Source organism: Rhizobium sp. Rhizsp42 (assembly GCF_047304155.1).
Classification (GTDB): domain Bacteria; phylum Pseudomonadota; class Alphaproteobacteria; order Rhizobiales; family Rhizobiaceae; genus Rhizobium.
Genome location: NZ_JBGLYS010000015.1, coordinates 103,728 through 124,740, shown reverse-complemented (window position 1 = coordinate 124,740; position 21,013 = coordinate 103,728). Strand labels below are relative to the sequence as shown.

The window sequence follows — 21,013 nt, the reverse complement described above, 5'->3', positions numbered from 1 at the left end:
GAAGGGGCAATCAACACCGTCGAACCGAGTTCTCCGCCGAGCGCCTGAGCTCTCAGCACCCTTTATTCTGGCCGTCGGCATCCTCGGCATACTCGATTACTCCCCGCGCCGCCAGGTCCCGCCTCCGACGCGGTTATGAACCATTATATGGGGTCTATTTTTCAACTTAGTACATTAACGTCCCATTAGAAGGATCAATTTAATGCGGCTGACGCTTCAAACCCATTGTAACCGTGAGTGGCACCACGCCGCTACGCTAGAATTGAAGGACGATACGGCCGGCTTCAAGGGCGCGTCGATCGTCGACTACGATCTCGATTATTTCGTTACCGTGGCGTCGATGGAATTCGCGGCCGGAAAAACGGTCCGAGACCATCGCGCCTTGTCAATCCGCTATCCTGTTGATCTCGAAAATCGATTTAGTGGGAGTTGGCCGCCGTTTCTCTTGGATCTCATGCCACAAGGACATGCAAGGCGAAAGCTTGCGGAGCACCCTGGGGCTCGACGAAGGCTCGCGCGCTTCTGATCTCCCGCTGCTTCTGCGATCAGCGACGGGCGGCATAGGCAATATCCGCATCAAGGAAGCGGCTGAGGCCGAAAGGGAAAGACTATATAATGTGCGGCGCCAAGGCGAATGGCCCAAGGTCTCCATGACCCAGGCGAATGATGGGCTTTATTGTCCTGATAGCTTCGTGACCGATGACGAGGCCGTGCGCCACGTCATCGTCAAGCTGGTACGCAGCAGCGACCCCGTCGATCGTCTGATCCTCGAGGGCGAAGCCATCTATTCGCGAATTGCTGAAGAGATCGGTCTTCATGTCAGCCAACCTTCGAGCCATGCCGAAGGGGTCCTGATCATTCCCCGTTTCGACCGGAAGACAAGAGAAGGCGGCGGAACCGTCAGGCTGGGGCAGGAAAGCCGCGTGTCGGCGATCGGCGTCGCGGATTTCGGCCATGTTGGCACACACGAGGCGTATATCGACGTGCTGCGCCAATATTCAGCCGAGCCATTCTCGGACATCGTCGAATACGTGAAGCGCGATATCGCCAATCTGGCGCTCGGAAATCTTGATAATCACGGTCGGAACTCGGCTCTAAGCAAACATCAAGATGGCACGATCCGTCTTGCTCCATTGTTTGACTTCGCGCCCATGCGGCTGGCCAAGGAACGAATCGTTCGCTCGACACGATGGGCCATGATGCGTGATGGAGGCCTCGATCACCTCCCTGACTGGAAGAAGATCTGCAAAGGAGTGATGGCCGTTCCCGATGAGCAGAAACGTATGGCGAGTGCACTCTACTCTTTCGCTGAACAACTGCGACGGGCGCCGAACCTTGCGAGGGACGGGGGGCGCTTCTCCCGAAATTCAGCAGCGAGCGATGACGCGCTGCGTCGAAATAACAAACAGCGTTCTCGAGGCCTGCTCATGACGCGGAGGTCGAACTGATATATGGCCCGCTGGAAGAAGCCAACAAAAGAACAAGTTCTTGAAAACCGCCGGACATTGGCCGCGCGCGCGCAATGGCGATTTGCCTTTACCCGAAGCAGTCGGGGATCTCCGCAAGGGCATCGGCATGACCCAAGAAGAATTCGCTAAATCGCTAAGCCTCACTAGGCGGCAAGTTGCCGAGATTGAAGCTGGGACCGCGAATCCCACACTGGAGACGTTGGAGAAGATTGGTCGCCTGTTTGGGTTTGGAGTCGGATTTATTCCGAGATCACGATCATGAAATAGCAATATCTCCGGTTCCGAAAAGCGTGATTGACGTATCCGCCCAGGTGCGCTGCGGGTCGCTCAAGCTGGCGCGGCGTGCCTCCGTATCGGGAAATTCAATGGCGCCACGATCCGACTGCGGTGGCTGCGTCGTAACCACGACGCAAGTCGGGCGTGACTTTCGTCCCTCTGTCCCTGCGCGGTGGTTCAATGCGTTTGACCACGCCGGGCAGCACCGCCTCCCAGCGGTCGGGCGCATCCTGCCCCTCGCGCAGCACCGCCTCGTCGGCGCTCTCGCGCTCGCACCAAGGCGCCAGCATGCCGCCGGCTAGCCATGACGCGGCCGCCGAAAAGCCGGGGTGCGGATCGAAGACCGTGATCTCGGCGCCGCGCGCGACAAGCGCATCGACCACCGCGAGGCCGGCAACGCCGGCCCCTTTGACGGGGCAGGGTAGAACGCAGCGCAACATTGAGCCGATCAACGCGGTTCCGCTAGGCATGGTGCTCAAAGCTAGCCTTCAAATCATCGATTACGGGCCCAGCGGCAGGATGACCATTGGCGCGAGTTGATGGGTGCCGCGGTGGTCGTCCGGTCAATGCTTGGGGTTAGCCCGTCTGCTTATGAGGAGGCGTGCGGAGCGATGGGGCCGGAGAACGCTGCGGTGGCTATGGCCTGCATTTTGGAGATCGAATATGATCGGCTCGCCAGGCGGGTATCTGCGTGACCACGCGAACCGGTCGGAGCGCGGTGAGTTTCGCCCGGACCGATGCTGATGGCGTTCTTGAAGTTAAATGGGATGGAAGGACGCCGCGCTGGCTGACGGTGCCCGGTTGACTGACACGCCAGAGGGCCTGAGAGCTTGACGCAAAACTTGACGGCCGTTTTATTCTGGTCTTTATTCCTCTAAAACAACGCATTAGAGGGTTTGAAGATCCTCGCGTCGCCGACTTGGCGTCCAACATGCATCGAGAGATGGGCGGGAGAGTAACGGCTTTTGCGCTTGCATTGCTTATCGGATGGTCGCAAAGCCATGTTGAAGGGCGCATCGAAACGATGCTGGCAAATTTAATCGGAGACAAAAGGTCTATCATGACTCGCCAGCTTTCACTCTCCCGGGACCGTATTTCCGTACTTCTGCTCGAAGGCATCAACCAAAGCGCCGTGGACTACTTTGCGGCGTCTGGATACACGAATCTCACTCACCTGCCGAAGGCGCTCGATGACAAGGATCTCAAGAGCCACATCGCCGATGCGCATATCATTGGTATTCGCTCGAGAACGCAGCTGACAGACGAGATATTCCAATCCGCCAAAAAGCTGATTGCCGTTGGTTGCTTCTCGGTCGGCACAAACCAGGTCGATCTAGAGGCGGCGCGGCGCCGCGGGATACCTGTCTTCAACGCACCCTACTCGAACACGCGCTCGGTGGCGGAACTTGTGATCGGCGAGATCATCATGCTGGCCCGACAGATCTTTCCTCGGTCGGCGTCCGCACATCAGGGCGGATGGGAGAAATCCGCTGTCGGCAGCCGCGAGCTGCGGGGTAAAACGCTAGGGATCGTCGGTTACGGCAATATCGGTTCGCAGCTCAGTGCTCTTGCCGAAAGCATGGGGATGGTGGTGCGCTATTTCGACCTTTCCGATCGGTTGCGCCGGGGCAATTCGGAATCGATGGCGTCGCTCGGCGAGCTCCTCGAAATCTCGGACTATGTGACGATGCACGTTCCCGAGACAGCATCGACCCAGAACATGATCGGCGAGGCCGAACTGCGCCGCATGAAAAAGGGCGCGATCTTCATCAACAATTCGCGCGGCACTGTCGTCGATCTCGATGCGCTCGCGACCGTGTTGAAGGAAGGGCATCTGGCCGGGGCTGCCGTAGATGTGTTTCCCGTGGAGCCGGCATCGAACAAGGATCGCTTCGAAACGCCGCTTCAGGGTTTGAGCAACGTCATATTGACACCCCATATCGGCGGTTCCACCGAAGAGGCGCAGGAGCGCATCGGCCGCGAAGTCTCCAGAAAGCTGGTCGAATATTCCGACGTCGGCTCGACGATGGGCGCGGTCAATTTTCCTCAGGTTCAGCTGCCCGAGCACCCGAATGGCACGCGTTTCATCCACGTCCATGAAAACCGCCCCGGTACGCTCATCAAGCTAAACGAGATATTCTCTTCGCGCGGGCTCAATATAATTGCAGAGTTCCTGCAGACCCATGGCGACACGGGCTATGTGGTGATCGAGGTTGACGGCGTTTCCGAGACGTCCGATGAAATTCTACAGGCGCTGCGCGCGATACCCGGCACGATCAGAGCGCGATTGCTCTATTGACGGTGCGCCCAGGGGATGCGCCAAACAAGTCGTTCAGCCCGGTCCGCCGATGACAGGTCTATTCGTTTTTGAGCTCTCCGAGGACGTGATACGCTATATGAAGCTGGTGCTTTCGGAACAATATGATCCTCAACTCAAGGACGAGATCAGCGTATAGCTCGAACCGGATGATACTGCCCCGCAAGCGAGGCTGGAGATCCGCAAAGATGGCATCTGATCGCGTGAGGTGGACATGGTGGCTCTCGCTCGCAAGCCTGCCGTTTGTGATCGCGGCCGCCATTGTGATCAATGCATGGCGAAACATCGGGGATTACAGCCGTCGGATCGAGACCGATGTCGTGGAGGGATCTGGTCAGCTCGACTATGCCGGCGCGACGTGGCGCCTCGAGAAGGTCAGACCGCTTGGCGATGGACGCGACACGCAACTGCGTCTTCCCGGCGAGATGGCTCGCTCGCCAGGCTGGCGGCCAGCTTGGAGCGGCAAAAACAAGCCCTAGATAACAGCTTGGAACGTTCAGGCGTTTCAGGCATTTACCCGCGCCTCTTGGTTGAGGTGAATTTTTACATGGGGGCATCGTGAGCGATACGCGAACCAACACGCTGACACTGAACGACGTCACTGTCATCGAGGACTCCAAGCTGAAGAAGGCGATCACCGCGGCCGCCCTCGGCAATGCGATGGAATGGTTCGATTTCGGCGTCTATGGGTTCGTCGCAGCCACGGTTGGCAAGGTATTTTTTCCTGAAGCTTCGCCAGCAGTGCAGACCGTCGCCGCACTCGCAACTTTCTCCGTACCGTTTCTCGTGCGGCCATTGGGCGGCGTGTTTTTCGGCTCTATGGGTGACAAGTTCGGTCGGCAAAAGGTTCTATCGTTGACGATCGTCATCATGGCGGTCAGCACGTTCTGTATTGGTCTGATACCGAGTTATGCGATGATTGGCCTGTGGGCCCCCATCCTGCTGCTCATGTGCAAACTTGTCCAAGGGTTTTCGGTTGGCGGTGAATACACCGGCGCCGCCATATTTGTCGCGGAATATTCGCCTGATCGCAGGCGCGGTTTTCTTGGAAGCTGGCTCGATTTTGGCTCGATCGCCGGATTTGTTCTCGGCGCTGGACTGGTCGTCGTTCTGACCGCGGCGATGAGCGAAGCAAATTTCCTGGCCTGGGGTTGGCGCCTACCTTTCTTTCTCGCTGCTCCCTTGGGTCTCATCGGCCTTTATCTGCGGCATGCGGCCGAGGAGACGCCGGCCTTCACCGAACGCCTGAAGCGGACCGAGAAGGAAGATAAGCAGACGTTGTCCGAGCGGCCCATGATCCCGATAGCGGAGATCATCCAGAGGCATCCAAGGTCCTTGGCAATATGCATCGGCATGGTGCTTGTTACTAACGTCACCTATTACATGCTCTTGACCTATATGCCGACCTATCTGGCGAAAACCCTCGGCTATACGGAGGACCATGGCGCTTTAATCATCATCGCGGTCATGGTCGGAATGTTATTCGTGCAGCCGCTGGTTGGATTTTTGAGTGACCGCATCGGCCGTCGGCCGTTTCTCGCGGTTGGAAGCATGATCATCCTCGCCTTGTCGTTGCCGGCATTTCATCTGATAGCGAGCGGCAACACGATCGGCATCTTCTTTGGTCTGTTAATCCTCGCGATCGGTCTGAATTGCCTTGTCGGCATCATGGCTGCAACTCTGCCCGCCTTGTTTCCTGCGCGAATTCGCTACAGCGCGCTCGCCATATCCTTCAATATCTCGATTATCGTCGCCGGCCTCACACCCACTGTGGCGGCATGGTTGGTCGAAGCGACCGACAACATCTATATGCCGGCGTATTATCTCATGATTGCCGCAGCCGCAGGTCTTCTGACGACCTTTTTCCTGAAGGAGACGGCCAATCGGCCCCTTTATGGAGATACGCCCAACGCTTCCAGCCGCAAAGAGGCAAGGGCGCTTCTTGCGGAGCATTATCTATACATCGAGGAAAGCGTTGAAAAGATCGATGAAGCGATGGCGGAGTTGGCCGAGCAGATGCAACTTCTTCAGCAGAAGCGTGAAAAGCTCGTGGGCCAACACCCCGAACTGAATTGATCGCCCACGACGTGTGCGAAGCAGGAAGATCGCCCCCGAGGGCCCTGCCCCTGGTGTGCTTCGAACGAGACTTTTCGGGCCAATTCGAGTTCTGACCCCTCGCTTGAAAACTCGTCGCGTTTCTTCACCGACAATTTCCTCCGCAGTTTACACGTAGCGATCGTCTTTGAGGTTACGCGAATAGGAGCACGCTTTGCGACGATCGACCCCAAAAAATCAGATAACGGTTTGCAAGCCGAGCTCGACCACGCGTCCTGTTGGAAGGCCGAAATAATCGGTAGCGTTACCTGCGTTCTGGGCGAGTACGATGAACAGGCGATCCTGCCAGAAAGGCATGCCGCCTTTCTTGGACGGGAGGATCGTCCGGCGCGACAGGAAGAACGATGTCGACATGATGTCGAACTTCAGACCAAGCTTGCGAACAAGCACAAGCGCGCGCGGGATGTTGGGCGTCTCCATATATCCGAACGTGATCACCAACCGGCTGAACAGTGGGCTGAAGCTTTCAAGGAATATCTTCTCGTCGTCAGGAACGAACGGCTCCGTTGCGGTCACGACGCTCAGAATGACATTGTGCTCGTGAAGAACCTTGTAGTGCTTGAGGCTGTGCAGCAGTGCGGTCGGTGCACCCTCGACGTCGCTTGTCAGGAAGACTGCTGTTCCAGGTACCGTCGTCGGCGGCCTCTTCGTCAGCCTTTGTATGATCCCTTTCAGCGGTACCTCGTCCGCACGCGTGCGAGACGCCAGTAGCCGACGGCCTGCCATCCATGTTTGCATGATAAGGGCCATCGTGCATGCAACCGAGACCGGAACCCACCCGCCTTCCGGAAATTTGGCGATGTTCGCCACAAAGAACCCTGCGTCGATCAGGAAGAGGGGCACGATGATCGCCGTGGTGGTGAGCGTCGTCCATCTCCAGATGTGTTTCATGACGACGAACAACAGGATGCTGGTGATCAGCATCTCGCCCGTAACCGCGATGCCGTATGCGGCAGACAGTCCGCTCGAGCTTCTGAAATACAGAACAAGTGCGATAACGAACACGAATAGGAACGCGTTCACTTGTGGCATGAAGATCTGCCCGGAGTGCGTCTCGGAAGTGTGCAGGATCTGCAGGCGTGGCAGTAAGTTGAGGTGCATTGCCTGACGCACAAGCGAATATGCCCCCGAAATGACTGCCTGGCTCGCGATCACCGTTGCTGCGGTTGCCAGACACACGATTGGCACACGCGCCCATTCAGGATGCATGCCGAAGAATGGGTGGTCGGTCATGCCAGGATTTGCGAGAACGAACGCGCCTTGTCCGAAGTAGTTGAGAAGCAGGCATGGAAATACGAGCGAGAACCACGCCACCACGATTGGTCGTCTGCCGAAATGGCCGAGGTCGACGTAGAGTGCCTCAGCGCCGGTGACAGCAAGGAAGACCGCGCCGAGGACGGCGATAGCGTGACCGATATTGTTCGATGCATACAAAACTCCGTGAAGTGGATTGATGGCGCTAAAAATCTCCAAATCATCGAGAATATGGACGGCGCCGCTTATTCCAAGAACCAGAAACCATACCGCCATGACGGGTCCGAATACTGACGCGACACCACCTGTCCCAAAACGTTGAACGAAAAACAGTACGGCAATGATCGTAACGGTGATCGGAACGATCCATGCCGACAGGCCGGGCGCGACCACCTGGATTCCTTCGACGGCGGACAGAACCGAGATTGCTGGGGTAATAATGGCGTCGCCAAGGAAGAGGGAGGCTCCCGCGACACCCAAGACGAGAATCCACGCTGGCTTGTCGGTGAAGCTCTGCCGGGCAAGCGTCATCAGGGACAGCGTTCCCCCTTCGCCCCGATTGTCAGCCCGAAGAACGAACATCACGTATTTAACCGTGACGACGATAGTCAGGGCCCACACGATGAGTGAAAGAATGCCGAGCACGTTCTCCCGGTGCGATCCTAACCCCGCCGTGGCGTGAAGTGCTTCGCGAAACGCGTAGAGGGGGCTTGTCCCGATGTCACCGTATACGACCCCAAGGGCAGCCAACACCAGTGACGGCAGACCGTTGCGCGATTCAGTTGCCAGTTCTGGGTCTTCAGAGCGAAGTTGGGGGTAGGTCACCGTGCAATCCTGACGGAAGCGACTTTGTTTTCAACATTGTAGGTGATGATATCGCTGAACGCTCGAACGTTCGATTGGTTCGATCGGATGAACCACAGCATTTAAGACTTGCCAAAAAGGTAAAGAGGCCGCGTACGGCTACCCTGTTTCGAACGGTCTGCCACACGACATCAGGGCAGGTCCTTCAGCATCCGTATCCGGTTTGCGGTTGTGAAGGCAATAACCTTGTCCTGCTCGATTGCCCGCAACACCGCTAGGATTTCATCATGCGTAAACCCGCTCTCGCGAAGCGGGTCGCTGATATCAAGCAAACTGATCGTTACTTTGCGCTTCGCCTTGAGTGCCCGAAGCCTTGCGATGAGAGCATTCTCTGTTTCGCTAAATCGACTCATGTGATGCTTTCGTTTGTTGCGTGTCCTCGCGTTGCTCTGCGCGCCGCGTATCGACCTGGAGAGATACCACTCTCGAGGTTGTCACGCTAAAGTTCCTCGACGTCACACAAATCCCGTATGTCCGCCAAACGCAACCTCTTCATCATCAAGGTTTCCCGTACCAATCCTCTTGCTTTCTCCCGACAGTAATTCGACGCCTTGGTCTGTTTCACCTTGAGCGTGCCCTCGGCTTTGTCCCCCGCGAGCTTCCTCCTCGCCGTCAAATGCTCGATCATCCTCACCGGTGACCAATCGGTCAGTCTTCGCCTCAGAGAATGCGGCGTCGATCGCGGACTGCCGGTTGGCCACCCATGCAATGTCCGGTTCGGCGACAGAAACGCTCTGATCGATCCGCGTCGCATTTGATGGCGCTGTTGGCGAAAGCTTGGAAATCTTCTCGACCATTGGTTCTTTCTTTAATTATGCCTTCTGGAACGCTTTTTTGCCCTCGGCGTCGAGTGCCCTGAATTGATCGTCGGTCAGCGTTACGTCCGCCGCGCGGACGTTCTCCTCCAGATGTTTGACTTTTGAGGTGCCCGGAATCGGTAGCATGACCGGGCTACGCTTCAAGACCCATGCAAGTGCGATTTGACTTGGCGATACGCTGTGTTGCTTTGCAACCGTATCCAGAAGAGATCCAGGCTTCGCCAACTCTCCGGCCGCCAGTGGATACCACGGGATGAAGCCAATTCCGTGTTTCGTGCAATAGTCGAGGACGTCCTCGCTCGTGCGATCCACCAAGTTGTACCTGTTCTGCACCGTGGCCACCTTAAAGACCTTCGATGCAGCCTCGATATCAGCCACCGACACCTCGCTCAGCCCCGCATGGCGGACTAGGCCCGAGTCGATGAGCGACTTGATGGCGTCAAACTGCTCTTTAGCTGGTACCCTTGAATCGATCCTGTGCAATTGCCATAAATCGATCCTTTCAACGCCCAGGTTTCGAAGGCTCTTGTGTACCTGTTGAATTAGATATTCGGGACGCCCGACAGGCAGCCAGATATCCGGGCCGTGACGGGTGAGGCCACCCTTGGTGGCGACGATTGATCCATTGTTATAAGGGTGAAGCGCGTCCTTAATCAGCCATTCGGAAACATCTGGCCCGTATGAATCGGCGGTGTCGATGAAGTTGACCCCAAGCGAGGGGAGACGCTTTAGCGTTCGGATCGCTTCACCATGGTCTGCGGGAGGGCCCCAGATGCCGGGGCCGGTCACGCGCATGGCGCCAAACCCCAAGCGGTTCACCTCCATGTCTCCGCCGATCTTGAACGATTCTGATTTCGCCGCACTGTACTCGGTCATCGCCAGACTCCGCCGTCGCATGTAGTTGATCGATATCGTGAAGGTAGTGGCGCGAGGTGGTTGTTAAAGTGGTCTTGATGACATTCTTACACACGCGCACGGAAAGGACCAACCTTACGCACGGCGGTTTGTCGGTCCTCGGCCCTTACCTGCCGTGGATCATGCGCGCGCCAGATGGTCAAACAGGTCTTTTACAATCGGCGGGACACCGCGGCTCGCGGCGATGCAGACCGAGAGATGCCGGCGTGCCCAGGTATCGGCCAGCGGCGTTACGGAGAGACCTGATGTGCGCGTGCACCTCCTGGCGACGGTCCCTGGAACGATGGCAATACCGACGCCAGCGCCTTCCGCTGAGCATATGCTTTCGAGTGTCCGCAGCCTGATCCGGTATCGCAGCTTTATCGCAAGCCTGTTCGCCTGCGCATCGATATGATCTTGCAGTGCGCCGCGCTCCAAGCCGACGAAATACTCTTCACCGATCTGCGCGAACCGAACTTCCTTTGCGGTCGCGAGCCAATGTGCCTGGGCCGAGACGACAGCGAGCTTGCTCACGGCGAAGGGCTTGAGAAGGAGTTCCTCGTTGGTGGCCGTGTCCGACAATACGCTTATATCTGCAAAACCTGCCGCGACGCTGCGTGCTATCTCATGGCTTTGGCGCTCGCGAAGCTCAACGTCGACCTTAGAATGCGCCGCAAGCCATGGTGACAGCCGTGTTGGAAGTGTATCAACGACAGCCGCCGTGTTGGCAACAATACGAATGGTCGCCCTTATGCCCTTTGCAACGAGGCCCAGTTCCCCACGCATCAAAGCGGCCTGGTTGAGTATTTCGCGGGCATGGTGGGAAAACGCCTCGCCCGCTTCCGTTAGCACAACACCTCGGCGGACTCTTTCCAAGAGGAGAACCTTTCCCGTCGCCTCCATTTCTCGCAAACGGTCGCTGGCCGCAGCAAGAGAAAGACCGACATCGGCTGCTCCATGGGTAATGCTTCCGGCATCTGCTACGGCAAGAAAGAGACGCACTTCGGTAAAGTCAAAGCACATCGAGGGATGCTACAAGCGATTAGCCTTCGGTCTAGGCGAAGGCTTGATACGGGAACGCCGCATTGTGCATACCGCCGCACAACCTATGAGAGAGGACCGGCCTATCAACCTCCCTTGTTCGCCCTCTTCGCAACGTTCTTTGCCGCCGGAGCGGTTAAAGGGGTGACCGGCATTGGCCTCCCAACCGTTGCAATGGGAATACTTGGGAGCCTGCTATCACCGCTTGCAGCAGCGTCGTTGCTCATCATTCCGTCCTTTGTGACGAACGTATGGCAGTTGTTCGCGGCACCACGTTTCATCGGCATCGTGCGTAGGCTCTGGACAATGATGGCGGGTGTGGTGACCGGAACACGCAGCAGTGACCGGTACTGGTGGAGGGCGCAAAGTGGTCGCCCATCCTGATGATGCCATCTTACTTCGTCGGTTGAGACCGCGCGGTCAGTTTATTTCCATCAGGATCGCGCAAATATGCAACGAACGCCCCGTTCGGACGCTCGGAGGGCGGACTCTCGATTGCTGTGCCACCGTTCGCCGTGCCCGCAGAATGCCAACTTAAAACATGGTCTGGGCTCGTGGCGGCGATACCGATGGTCCCGCCGTTGGCGGCAGTTGCCGGATTGCCATCGATCGGTTTCGTGATCATCAGCCGACCACCCTCGTGGGCGTAGATCAGCCTGCCTCGTGCATCCATCTCGCCCGGCTTGCCTCCCAGTGCGGCGAACGTGGCGTCGTAAAAGCGTCTCGCTTGCTCCAGGTCGTTGCTGCCAATCATGACGTGGGTGAACATTGCATCATCTCCTGGAATGGGGTCTAACCCGCGCGAGCGGGTATTCCACCGTGCCAACCAAATCCGGACAAAGTTAGGTCAGATAGCGCCAGCCACCAGTAGCATTGCTCACCCGGTTCAGTTTCATCAAATCAGCAGCCGGTCGATGCAACGGCGAAAAGCTGGCAGCAAAAGCCGTCAGATTGGCGCATTCCTACTCGCCAGGAGCTTGGATCAATCCGAGAACCTAACAATAACCCCACGCTGGCGAAAATAAGCCTTCATCCGTTTCCGACCCTCCCGATTACTTTGCACGAGCTTGGTGGGATCGAACACGGCCTCTTTCTGGCTTGCACGCGTCAGCGCTGCCTTGAGCTCTGCGATGCGCTCGTCGATGTCGGCGTTGTCGGCCTGAAGCGATTCATAGATCCGCTTCGTTGCATCTTCTACGGTCAGTTCACTCATTCTCATGCTCCGGCTTTCCGTGTAGCCCTCGGCTTTACGCCGCCAGTTTTAGTTCGAGCTTCCACGTGTCCTGGGGATTGTGCTTGGACTCGTGGATCGAAAGCCCGCTGCCTTCCATATCGATTTGCATCGTCGCCAGGAGCCAATCGGCGGGCATGACACAGGGCAGGGCTTCTTTACCGATAATATCGAGGAGCTCGTTCTCAGTCGCGAGGCCATTGCGGGACTGCTGACCAGTGCGGTCGAGGGTCCATAGGTAGCGTATAGTCAAAGTCTGTAGTCCATGGGTTATTCGAGCGGCTTCTCTACAGTCCAGGTCCACCAAGATCAAGTTCGGCGCTTTGTCACAGTTCACCGAGATTCGGATGATCAGCGTAAAGACTGCAGGAAAACGCGTCACCCGTGTTCACCCCTGCCGCGACGTAGCGTTGGTTGAGCGGGCGGTCCTACGCTGAGCTCCAGAAAAATTAGGGATTGATCTTTCGGGCATCCAGGAGTTCACCACGGGATCCGTAGGAAACATCGCTCGCCGATTGGCTCCACGCTCTAACTGGAACCAATCGAGTTCGGAAGCGCGGAAAACTATGACTCCGAAGACGACCTTTCCGCTTTCATCGCCAGCATTCGCTGCGTCAGACCTCTTACCTGTAGGCGGGTCGCCCGGTGGGCCGCCAGCGCAGGTCGACCGCGTCCATGGCGACAGACGATCCCACGCATCTGCTGCTACCGGACTCCCTGGTCCATTGCGCTCCGCTGTGCCACGTAACCGAAGTTGCTGGCCCCGCGCTGGGTCAAACGCCAAAAGCGTTACCGATGGATTGGCGCCAATCTTGCGCCATTTGTCCGATCGAGTATCCGTGTGAATCTCGATCGTGCGCTTTTGCCCATTCGCAGACCGCAGGACGACCAGCCGAGCCAGCGGACGCCCGTCGGAATCTACCGTGCACAGGTTCACATGGCGGAGGCCGGAGTTCGGATCCGTGCCTGCAAGTTCGAGATCGATCCAAGCGGCTTCATCGAGCTCGGTTAGGTTCATGCCGGCTTCCAATGAGATGGCCAGATTTCAGAATCCTGCTCCCGGCTGCGCCAAGTATTCAAGCTCGGCGGCCGTCGACTGTCGGCCAAGTGACCGATTTCGATGCGGGAAGCGGCCGTATGACCTGATCACCTCTCGGTGGCGGATCGCATAATCAAGGTACTCGTCATCGCCCAGTTCGGTGAACAGCGCAACAGAGCGATCCTGATGCGCGATATCCTCCGCGTGTTCGAACGGCATGTAGAAGAAAACGCGGAGCTCTGGCGAGACAACTTTGTCGTGGCCAGACCTAAGCGCCAACTCGGATTCGGCCAAGGCAAGGCCGTCTGTCGCGAATGCGAGTGCTGTTCCGCGGTAGATGTTGCGAGCAAACTGATCGAGCACGACAATCAGCGCGAGGTGGTTTACGGCGTTTTCCCGCCATTCGGGGCTCGGACCAGCCGCGAGCGCAAGATGGGTGTCGCGGAACTGACTTTTGATTTCAGCGTCGAGTTCAGTGGCGCCACGGAACCAGTCGTCGCGGCCGCACTTCTTGAACCAGAAGTGATAGACGTCCTCAGGTGTACAGATCGAACTCACGTGTCCTCCTTGCGCCGCAGGTAGTTTTTGCCATGCGAGGCTCCCTAAAGCCTAAGCGCCTCTAGCGCTTCTTCGCCACTTCAACAAGAGGCCGATCCATCCAACGAAAAAAATGGCGTCCGCCCTGGAGATCGCGCAAGCCGCCCTTTTCCTTTTATCGGACCGATCCCAATTCAGGACCGGCAGCCCGATGATCGTCGATGGAGGCATGTCAATCCGCCTCTTGTAGCAATCGGATGTGGCCGCCGCGACAACCGGACGTCGCGGCGGCTTTTCGCCCTAAAGCGATTGCACTGCGAGCTGAACTATCAGCCGAACGCGACGTCAGGCCGTGCTACTTATCCAGATCACGCGGCGGTCCCCGACAGTCTTGAGACCAGCACAACACCAGCAGGTCGGCGGTTCAGCCACCTTGCAACAAGCCGGTCGCAAGCCTTCAGCGAGTGGATAAAGGCGGCGGGCGAGGGGATGTGGTCGAACCGGTCCCCAGCGAACGCTGCACCATGACACTGTCGGCCCAGCGGCCGTAGCGATATGCGACGGCTGGCATTAGGCCGACGCGCACGAAATCGAACCTTTCGTGCAGGTCAAGCGACGCCGCGTTGTCGGCGTCGATGTAACCGATGATCTGTCGGAAACCTGCCGCCGCACAGGCGTCGATCAGACCGCGTAGGAGCTGGCTTCCGACGCTTGCTGATGTGGTCGTGATGCACATAGATCGAATGCTTGACGGTATAGCGGTAGGCAGGGTGTTTGCGGAACAGCACGACATATGCATAACCGACCACGGTCCCGTTTATGGTCGGGACAAGTTGCGGAAAGCGCCTGCTTTTAAGGTTCTTGCGTCGATCGCCCAGGTCATCCGGCTCCGGCGTATCGCTGTCGTCCACGCCCTCTTCGACGCCTCGGCAATCGAACGCAAGATGTCGCCTGATTTTATGACGGTGCTGTGACGATGGCGAGAAGTCCATCAAGGAGGGCGGGAAAGAATTGTTTCAACACCACCTCTGCCGCCCGCTCGGTGCCGCAGCGATCGTCGGCGTCCTTGGAACTTTCATTTTATTGAGCAGGTTCGAATATAGTCGCATGCACAAAACAAGCGTGCGTTTGCCGTCACCCCTTTGGACGGATAAAATTCGAGCTCGCGTTCTCCTGCGAGGGCTTTCTTTTACCGGCCCTGCCAAGAGTCCGGCTGAAGTTACTCCGCCGCGTGACGCAGCGAATAGCCCTCCAGCGGCTCGACGAGCGCAATGAGCTCGAAATCACTGATCATGTGATGTTGGTCGGAGCCGAGGACGGCCAAGGTCCAGAAGTCCGGATCCTCACCGAAAATCGTCGACACCTGTGCGATTGTCGTCCGGCCATCGGTGTGTTTGTCGGACCGTGCCCAGTAAAATGCGTCTGGAACCAAACTCTTCATCACGTCTACTCCCCACACAATGAGGCCACGATATCAGGAAATTGTAATATGACCATCTCTCGTCTTCGCCACCTACAACGAGGATAAGGACGATACCGTAGGTTATTCCGCGGCGGCTTTGACCGCGGCGTTTGCCTGGTCTGCAAACTTACCGAGTGCAGCCTTCGGTCCCTGATAGTCGATCCCCTGGACAACGCTGACAGTCGTGCTCTCAACCTCGATGCACTGTGCGATGAAAGCGCCGCGGCCTTCATCACCGCCTCGGACGACCACGAGCTGCCCTGGGAACGTCTGTACGTCGGATGCGAGCCCCGATTGTTCCGCCGTTTTCTCGATCGTGCTCCCGCGGGTCTCGATGCTCAACTTTGCCTTCGGTGTGCGCTCCACGTGATAGGTCAGATTGAAATTGCTATCTTGCGCAAGAACAGGAACCATAAAACCAAACACGCTCGCTACGGTGAGCAGCAGGGCAGAATACTTCGTTGAAACGTCTCCGCTGAAAGGCTGGATGCCGCCAGGAATTGGCGCTCGGTCGACGAAAGGGAAGAGATGGATGTGCGCTAACCGCCCGCTCCAGCTCGAAGGGTTGTTCAGATCGGAGCATTTGCTCGCTTCCACGTTCAGTCCGCGGCGAGTAAGCGAGCCAACGTTTCCTTGAGCATTTCCGGAATAGCTGGCTTTCCAAGCCACAGACCCTTTTCGAACGCGTGCTTTGAATCGTCATCAACCTCGGCGCCGGAATACACGACGAAGGGCACGTTCGCGTCAGCCAGTGCTGCTACGACATCGACGCAGAGGCCATCATTCAGTCTTGGATCTACAACTGCGACATGAGGCTTATTGGACTTGAGCCATATTAACGCCTCTGATTGGGTGTCAAAAGAAGTGATGGAAGATGCGCCGTAGCCTCTAAGCATGTCTTCCATGTCGAGCGCGATGAACGGCTCGTTTTCGAGGACGAGTACGTTTCCAAGTTTCATTGCTGCGGCTCCCTCCAATCAATACGTTGACCGAGATCTCCGTTCGGACAACCAGCACTTTATCGTGTCGAGGGCCGTTGCGCTGTTTTGTACGCTATCAGACGGTAACATCTCGTAGTCTTCCGCGTTCTCCGCCCGAACGGGAGAATAAATACATGACAGATATCACGGTGAAGCGCCGGGCAACTTCGAACCTTGTAGAGAAGATCGAAGCGCGCGTCCGGACGGATGAAATTGCGCGCGAGACGATCACTGAAGAATGCGGGCGCAGGGATGCCAAGACCGCGCGGCTGCGGGCGGCGTGGATCCAAGCACAACAACAAGAGAGGCAACTGTAATCCGGCGCGCGACATTCACATGAAGCGCCAAACGCGGTCCTGCATGATCTCGTCAACGACTAAACTGGCGATTGAATAGCGGCGCCACGCTCTCAAGCTTTGCGAATGCAGTCATGGCGGGAACAATCACTAAGATCGTCAGTTTTCTCACTAGTTGCCGGTTTCTTTGGAAAATGCCCATGACCCATACCGTCTCTGCGCCCGCGCTGCGGGCATTCAAATCACCCTTCCGCTCAATCCCCCTACATTTCGCCGCTGCCTGTTTGATCGGCGCGCTTCTCACCGATATCGCGTATTGGCGAACGATGCAGATGATGTGGACCAACTTCTCCGCGTGGCTCCTGCTCGCCGGGGCCGTGCTTGGTGCCGTCGGATTGCTGGCCGGGCTGATCGATGCGGCGCGGGGTCTTCTTGCGCTGAGGACTGCGGCGGGTTGGCTCTATGGTGTCGGGAATCTCATCGTGTTTGGCCTCGCCATCTTCAACTCCTTCGTTCATAGCCGTGACGCCTGGACATCGGTGATGCCGCTGGGATTGGCACTCTCTGTGGTGACTGTCTTGCTGGTGTTGATCGTTGCGGTTCTGGGCGCGCGCGTCCGACGCCTCGCTGCGGGAGGATGGTAAAATGAAGTTTCTGTCTCAGCGATATCGCATATTCACGGCCGGCCTGTTCGCGAGCGCCGGTCTATTGGCGCTAGCCGGGTGCAGTGACAGTGAGCCGGAGCCGACGGAGATCGGCCCTAGCCCGAAACTTCCGGCCCAGGCCGAATATTTCGTGCCGCCGATGAACGTCGCTAAGGTGGTCGGTTGGAAAGATGGCGAGACGCCGAAGGCGGCGGCAGGGCTAAAGGTCCAAGCTCTGGCCACCGGGCTTTCACATCCTCGTTCCGTCTACACGCTTCCAAACGGCGACATTCTGGCCGTCGAATCCACGGCGCCAAAGGGCGAGCCGATCACACGGCCCAAAGACCTGATCGTAGGCTGGGTGCAATCCCTGGCGACAGGAGGTGGCGGTGGCGGAGGCGAGGCCAGCAACCGTATTACGTTACTTCGCGACGCCGATGGAGATGGTGTGGCTGAGACGCGGGAGGTGTTCCTCGATCATCTGAGTTCGCCTTTCGGCGTGGCGCTGGTTGGAGGCGATCTCTATGTCGCCAACACTGACGCAATTGTCCGCTACCCCTACCGCGAGGGCGATACCAAAATCAGCGACCCCGGCACGGTTCTGACCGAGCTGCCGGGCGGCCCGATCGACCATCACTGGACAAAGAGCCTCGTGGCTAGCGACGACGGTAGTCTGCTTTATGTCGGCGTGGGCTCCAACAGCAACATCACGGAAAACGGCATCGAAGCGGAGAAGAACCGAGCCGCGATCTGGGAGGTCGACCGTCAATCGGGCCGCCACCGGATTTTTGCTGCCGGCCTGCGCAATCCGAACGGATTGAGCCTGGAGCCGCGGACGAAAGCGCTCTGGACGGTCGTGAATGAACGGGACGAGCTCGGCCCGAACCTCGTGCCCGACTACATGACCTCCGTTAAAGATGGCGGCTTCTATGGCTGGCCATATAGCTATTACGGGCAGAATGTCGATCCGCGCGTGATGCCGCAGCGTCCGGATCTGGTCGCGAAGGCGATCGTCCCGGACTATGCGTTGAGCTCGCACGTCGCCCCGCTCGGCATGACATTCTATACCGCCGACAATCTGCCCGAGGCCTATCGAGGCGGCGCGTTCGTTGGTGAGCACGGCAGTTGGAACAGGCATGCTTTCAACGGCTACAAGGTCGTGTTCGTGCCGTTCAAGGATGGAAAGCCTGATGGTTTGCCGCAGGATGTGCTTACGGGGTTCCTCAACGAGCAAGACCAGGCGCGAGGTCGACCGGTCGGCGTGGGCGTTGACGGTAAGGGGGCGTTATTGGTCGCCGATGACGTCGGCAACACGATCTGGCGGGTGACCGCGCAGTGAACCGCTACGATCGGCCGGTGCGAAACCAGGGATTAGGCGGCGACGCGTCACAACAGGGGCAAGCAATTCGCTGACCGTCCTCGGCATTAATTTCCGGCTGAGGCCGAAAAGCGCACGGTCGTTGTTCGAGATCAGAAGACGGCCAGTTTGCGGGCGACCGGTTGTGTTTTCGGCCGGCCGAGCGTAAACATCGTTGAGATGTCAAAACGATCAGGCAGCGCCGACTTGCCGCTTCACGGCGGACGCGTTCCCCCATGGCTGGGCGAGCGCATGACCAAGCTTGGCGTTCTTATCGCGGAGGCGATTATCCACCACTATGGCCGTGATGAGTTTTTGCGCCGACTATCTCACCCGTTCTGGTTCCAGTCGTTTGGATCCGTCATGGGCATGGACTGGCACTCTTCCGGTATCACCACCAGTGTGCTGGGGTCGCTAAAACGCGGTTTGAAACCGCGGGCCAGGGAGCTTGGGCTCCATGTCTGCGGTGGCCGCGGCTCCCATTCACGAAAAACGCCGGACGAACTTGTTGATGTCGGGCATCGCGTGGGTCTCGATGGCACCGGGCTCGCCAATGTCAGCCGCCTCGTGGCGAAGGTCGATAGCGCTGCGGTTCAGGACGGATTTGATCTCTACCTGCATGGGTTCATCGTTGCCGACGACGGCAAGTGGGTTGTCGTGCAGCAAGGGATGAACGACGCGACCCGCCAGGCGAGACGGTATCATTGGCTGTCCGAGGGGCTGGAAAGCTTCATCGATTCTCCCCACAGCGCGATCGAGGGGCGAACGCAGGGCGATATCATCAATCTCGCCGACAAGCGCGCGGAGCGTTCTCGCGTCGGACAACTGGATATCCTCGCTTCGCTCGGACCGGATAGAATTGTTCGGGAAGCGTCCGCGCTCGCCCGCAAAGTCGAGGCAGTACCTGCGCCGGAACCGGCACAAATGTCGCTGCCACACCTCGTCATGCCCGCTCATCACGATGTCCGCGAGACGGATGTGAACATGAAGCGGCTGCATGGCAGCCTGGCGGCAGCGGTGGATCGCGGTCCGGTCGACTTCCAGGAGCTGCTGATGGTCCCAGGCGTGGGAGCGCGAACGGTCCGGGCGCTTGCGATGGTGGCGGAAGTGGTCCACGGCGCTCCCTGTCGGTTTTCCGATCCGGCGCGATTCTCGATCGCCCATGGCGGTAAGGACCGACACCCGTTTCCGGTGCCGCTGAAGGTCTATGACGAAACCATCAGCGTCATGAGATCAGCCGTTGCGAAGGGGCGACTTGGGCGCGAGGAGGAACTTGCAGCCCTGCAACGCCTGGATATCCAGGCGCGGCAGCTTGAGCGTTATGTCACGGGGCCTGATCTCAAGGAGATCCTCGCGGGCGAATTCCGAGATAGCGCGAGCTTCGGTGGCCGCAGCGTGTTCGGCTGGGAGGAATGACCGGTCACATCTTGGCTGGTCATTCTCAAAGTGCCCTTGATGCTAGATCATGATCTCGCCGCCGGTCACTGGAATGACCGCGCCGGTCATGTAGCTCCCTAGCTCAGATGCCAGGAGCACATAGGCGCCCGCCAATTCCGCCGGCTGACCTGCGCGGCCGATCAGCGTTTGCTCGCCGAACCTGGTGGTCTTCTCCGGTGGCATCGTGGATGGGATGAGCGGCGTCCAGATTGGCCCTGGCGCCACGGCGTTGACCCGAATGCCTTTCTCGGCGACCATTTCCGCTAGCCCGGCGGTGAAATTTGAAACGGCGCCCTTGGTCGACGCGTAGGCAAGCAGGTGTGCCGACGGTTGTCGAGACTGGATTGAGGTCGTGTTTATGATCGAACTGCCTGAGCGCATATAAGGGATCGCGGCCTTCGACAGGAAGAATGGCGCGTAGATATTGGTGCGGAACGTCCGATCCCATTCTTCGTCGGTGATGTCTGCAATATCGGCATAGGTCCGCTGAAACGCGGCGTTGTTCACAAGGACGTCGATGGCGCCAAGTTCTCGCACGGTGTGCTGGACGAGATCCTTGCAGTGATCTTCAGACGTGATATCGCCTGGGACGACGACCGCCCGCCGACCTGCTTCGCGTACCCACTTTGCCGTATCCTCGGCGTCCTCGGTCTCGTCAAGGAAGGAAATCACGATATCGGCGCCCTCACGGGCAAACGCGATCGCCACTGCCTTGCCGATACCCGAATCCGCCCCCGTGATTAGGGCGACCTTTCCATCGAGCCTTCCGTTACCGCGGTAGGAACGCTCACCGTGGTCGGGAACGGGCTGCATCCGTGAGGTGCTGCCGGGCGGCTGCTGGCGCTGTTCGGGGTAAGGGGGTGCTGGTCTGCGGTCATCGCTCATGGTCGCCTCCTTTGGCTGTTCAGGAGGCAAACCTTCGCGAGCGGCAACAGTTCCCACGGTGGTCATTTCCCCGTCGGCGACTTTGGTCGTGATGGAA

Annotated in this window: 23 protein-coding genes and 7 pseudogenes; 13 read left to right on the top strand and 17 right to left on the bottom strand. The window is 58.1% G+C overall.

Annotated features, from left to right (window positions below; all coding sequences use genetic code 11):
• Window positions 1-202 precede the first annotated feature (202 nt).
• From ACCD05_RS16455 to ACCD05_RS16445, 3 genes and pseudogenes are all read left to right on the top strand, one after another.
• Window positions 203-526: a hypothetical protein gene (locus ACCD05_RS16455; protein ID WP_413393990.1), complete on the top strand. Its 324-nt coding sequence runs from the start codon at window positions 203-205 to the stop codon at window positions 524-526.
• Window positions 483-1,448: a HipA domain-containing protein gene (locus tag ACCD05_RS16450; RefSeq protein WP_413393988.1), complete on the top strand. Its 966-nt coding sequence runs from the start codon at window positions 483-485 to the stop codon at window positions 1,446-1,448. Before ACCD05_RS16455 ends, ACCD05_RS16450 begins: the two co-directional genes overlap by 44 nt.
• Window positions 1,449-1,451: 3 nt before the next feature.
• Window positions 1,452-1,731 (top strand): annotated as a pseudogene (locus ACCD05_RS16445) (helix-turn-helix transcriptional regulator).
• A gap of 196 nt (window positions 1,732-1,927) precedes the next feature.
• Here ACCD05_RS16445 and ACCD05_RS16440 read toward each other — a convergent pair.
• Window positions 1,928-2,185, bottom strand: a pseudogene (locus ACCD05_RS16440) (FAD-dependent oxidoreductase); the annotation flags it as partial.
• A 1-nt stretch (window position 2,186) separates the two neighbouring features.
• Between ACCD05_RS16440 and repC the strand changes: the two are divergent.
• The 4 genes and pseudogenes from repC to proP all read left to right on the top strand — a co-directional run.
• Window positions 2,187-2,536, top strand: a pseudogene (gene repC / locus ACCD05_RS16435) (replication initiation protein RepC); the annotation flags it as partial.
• Between the two features lie 269 nt (window positions 2,537-2,805).
• Window positions 2,806-4,044, top strand: coding sequence for a phosphoglycerate dehydrogenase (gene serA / locus ACCD05_RS16430; RefSeq protein WP_413394011.1), 1,239 nt, complete (start codon window positions 2,806-2,808; stop codon window positions 4,042-4,044).
• 206 nt (window positions 4,045-4,250) lie between these two features.
• The gene (locus tag ACCD05_RS16425) at window positions 4,251-4,541 is read left to right on the top strand and encodes a hypothetical protein (protein WP_413393986.1); all 291 of its coding nucleotides are present in this window, start codon (window positions 4,251-4,253) and stop codon (window positions 4,539-4,541) included.
• Between the two features lie 79 nt (window positions 4,542-4,620).
• Window positions 4,621-6,138, top strand: coding sequence for a glycine betaine/L-proline transporter ProP (gene proP / locus ACCD05_RS16420; RefSeq protein WP_413393984.1), 1,518 nt, complete (start codon window positions 4,621-4,623; stop codon window positions 6,136-6,138).
• Window positions 6,139-6,354: 216 nt separating this feature from the next.
• Here proP and ACCD05_RS16415 read toward each other — a convergent pair whose 3' ends face one another.
• From ACCD05_RS16415 to ACCD05_RS16390, 6 genes and pseudogenes are all read right to left on the bottom strand, one after another.
• A complete protein-coding gene (locus ACCD05_RS16415; protein ID WP_413393982.1) occupies window positions 6,355-8,256 on the bottom strand; it encodes a potassium transporter Kup in 1,902 nt (633 codons plus the stop codon).
• A gap of 170 nt (window positions 8,257-8,426) precedes the next feature.
• Window positions 8,427-8,648: a hypothetical protein gene (locus ACCD05_RS16410; protein WP_111563739.1), complete on the bottom strand. Its 222-nt coding sequence runs from the start codon at window positions 8,646-8,648 to the stop codon at window positions 8,427-8,429.
• A 102-nt stretch (window positions 8,649-8,750) separates the two neighbouring features.
• Window positions 8,751-9,092, bottom strand: a complete 342-nt coding sequence (locus tag ACCD05_RS16405) for a hypothetical protein (protein ID WP_112950091.1) — start codon at window positions 9,090-9,092, stop codon at window positions 8,751-8,753.
• Between the two features lie 15 nt (window positions 9,093-9,107).
• Window positions 9,108-9,989 (bottom strand): aldo/keto reductase, encoded by an 882-nt coding sequence (locus ACCD05_RS16400; protein WP_413393980.1) that lies wholly within the window; start codon window positions 9,987-9,989, stop codon window positions 9,108-9,110.
• A gap of 159 nt (window positions 9,990-10,148) precedes the next feature.
• Entirely contained in the window at window positions 10,149-10,793 is a 645-nt protein-coding gene (locus tag ACCD05_RS16395) for a LysR substrate-binding domain-containing protein (protein ID WP_413394008.1), read from the bottom strand.
• A gap of 57 nt (window positions 10,794-10,850) precedes the next feature.
• A pseudogene (locus ACCD05_RS16390) lies at window positions 10,851-11,030 on the bottom strand (helix-turn-helix domain-containing protein); the annotation flags it as partial.
• Window positions 11,031-11,144: 114 nt separating this feature from the next.
• Here ACCD05_RS16390 and ACCD05_RS16385 point away from each other — a divergent pair.
• Window positions 11,145-11,381: pseudogene (locus tag ACCD05_RS16385) on the top strand (sulfite exporter TauE/SafE family protein); the annotation flags it as partial.
• Between the two features lie 61 nt (window positions 11,382-11,442).
• On the opposite strand, the gene ACCD05_RS16380 reads toward ACCD05_RS16385, so the two are convergent.
• The 5 genes from ACCD05_RS16380 to ACCD05_RS16360 form a co-directional block, all read right to left on the bottom strand.
• Window positions 11,443-11,817, bottom strand: coding sequence for a VOC family protein (locus ACCD05_RS16380; RefSeq protein WP_111563735.1), 375 nt, complete (start codon window positions 11,815-11,817; stop codon window positions 11,443-11,445).
• 213 nt (window positions 11,818-12,030) lie between these two features.
• Window positions 12,031-12,261 (bottom strand): hypothetical protein, encoded by a 231-nt coding sequence (locus ACCD05_RS16375; protein ID WP_111563734.1) that lies wholly within the window; start codon window positions 12,259-12,261, stop codon window positions 12,031-12,033.
• A gap of 34 nt (window positions 12,262-12,295) precedes the next feature.
• Entirely contained in the window at window positions 12,296-12,661 is a 366-nt protein-coding gene (locus ACCD05_RS16370; protein WP_413393977.1) for a hypothetical protein, read from the bottom strand.
• 6 nt (window positions 12,662-12,667) lie between these two features.
• On the bottom strand, window positions 12,668-13,297 hold the full coding sequence (locus ACCD05_RS16365; RefSeq protein ID WP_413393976.1) for a pyridoxamine 5'-phosphate oxidase family protein: 630 nt from the start codon (window positions 13,295-13,297) through the stop codon (window positions 12,668-12,670).
• Between the two features lie 27 nt (window positions 13,298-13,324).
• Window positions 13,325-13,876, bottom strand: coding sequence for a DUF924 family protein (locus tag ACCD05_RS16360; RefSeq protein WP_111563733.1), 552 nt, complete (start codon window positions 13,874-13,876; stop codon window positions 13,325-13,327).
• Between the two features lie 94 nt (window positions 13,877-13,970).
• Between ACCD05_RS16360 and ACCD05_RS16355 the strand changes: the two are divergent.
• Window positions 13,971-14,105 (top strand): annotated as a pseudogene (locus ACCD05_RS16355) (SDR family oxidoreductase); the annotation flags it as partial.
• 207 nt (window positions 14,106-14,312) lie between these two features.
• Here the strand turns inward: ACCD05_RS16355 and ACCD05_RS16350 are convergent.
• The 4 genes and pseudogenes from ACCD05_RS16350 to ACCD05_RS16335 form a co-directional block, all read right to left on the bottom strand.
• Window positions 14,313-14,847: pseudogene (locus ACCD05_RS16350) on the bottom strand (N-acetyltransferase family protein).
• 227 nt (window positions 14,848-15,074) lie between these two features.
• Window positions 15,075-15,296, bottom strand: coding sequence for a hypothetical protein (locus tag ACCD05_RS16345; protein ID WP_112436760.1), 222 nt, complete (start codon window positions 15,294-15,296; stop codon window positions 15,075-15,077).
• Between the two features lie 102 nt (window positions 15,297-15,398).
• Window positions 15,399-15,914 (bottom strand): DUF6180 family protein, encoded by a 516-nt coding sequence (locus tag ACCD05_RS16340; RefSeq protein WP_413393973.1) that lies wholly within the window; start codon window positions 15,912-15,914, stop codon window positions 15,399-15,401.
• A 2-nt stretch (window positions 15,915-15,916) separates the two neighbouring features.
• Window positions 15,917-16,276 carry a response regulator gene (locus ACCD05_RS16335; protein WP_112436762.1) on the bottom strand — a complete coding sequence of 120 codons (360 nt, stop codon included), beginning with the start codon at window positions 16,274-16,276 and terminating at the stop codon, window positions 15,917-15,919.
• Window positions 16,277-16,431: 155 nt separating this feature from the next.
• Between ACCD05_RS16335 and ACCD05_RS16330 the strand changes: the two genes are divergently transcribed.
• The 4 genes from ACCD05_RS16330 (at window position 16,432) to ACCD05_RS16315 (ending at window position 20,010) form a co-directional block, all read left to right on the top strand.
• Window positions 16,432-16,614 (top strand): hypothetical protein, encoded by a 183-nt coding sequence (locus ACCD05_RS16330; protein ID WP_413393971.1) that lies wholly within the window; start codon window positions 16,432-16,434, stop codon window positions 16,612-16,614.
• A gap of 179 nt (window positions 16,615-16,793) precedes the next feature.
• Complete coding sequence (locus ACCD05_RS16325) at window positions 16,794-17,237, top strand: DUF2231 domain-containing protein (RefSeq protein ID WP_413393969.1); 444 nt, start codon at window positions 16,794-16,796, stop codon at window positions 17,235-17,237.
• A gap of 1 nt (window position 17,238) precedes the next feature.
• Entirely contained in the window at window positions 17,239-18,576 is a 1,338-nt protein-coding gene (locus ACCD05_RS16320; RefSeq protein WP_111563727.1) for a PQQ-dependent sugar dehydrogenase, read from the top strand.
• Window positions 18,577-18,774: 198 nt separating this feature from the next.
• Window positions 18,775-20,010, top strand: a complete 1,236-nt coding sequence (locus tag ACCD05_RS16315; protein ID WP_112950140.1) for a DUF763 domain-containing protein — start codon at window positions 18,775-18,777, stop codon at window positions 20,008-20,010.
• A 42-nt stretch (window positions 20,011-20,052) separates the two neighbouring features.
• Here the strand turns inward: ACCD05_RS16315 and ACCD05_RS16310 are convergent, their stop codons facing one another.
• Complete coding sequence (locus tag ACCD05_RS16310) at window positions 20,053-20,916, bottom strand: SDR family oxidoreductase (RefSeq protein ID WP_162724642.1); 864 nt, start codon at window positions 20,914-20,916, stop codon at window positions 20,053-20,055.
• Window positions 20,917-21,013 lie beyond the last annotated feature (97 nt).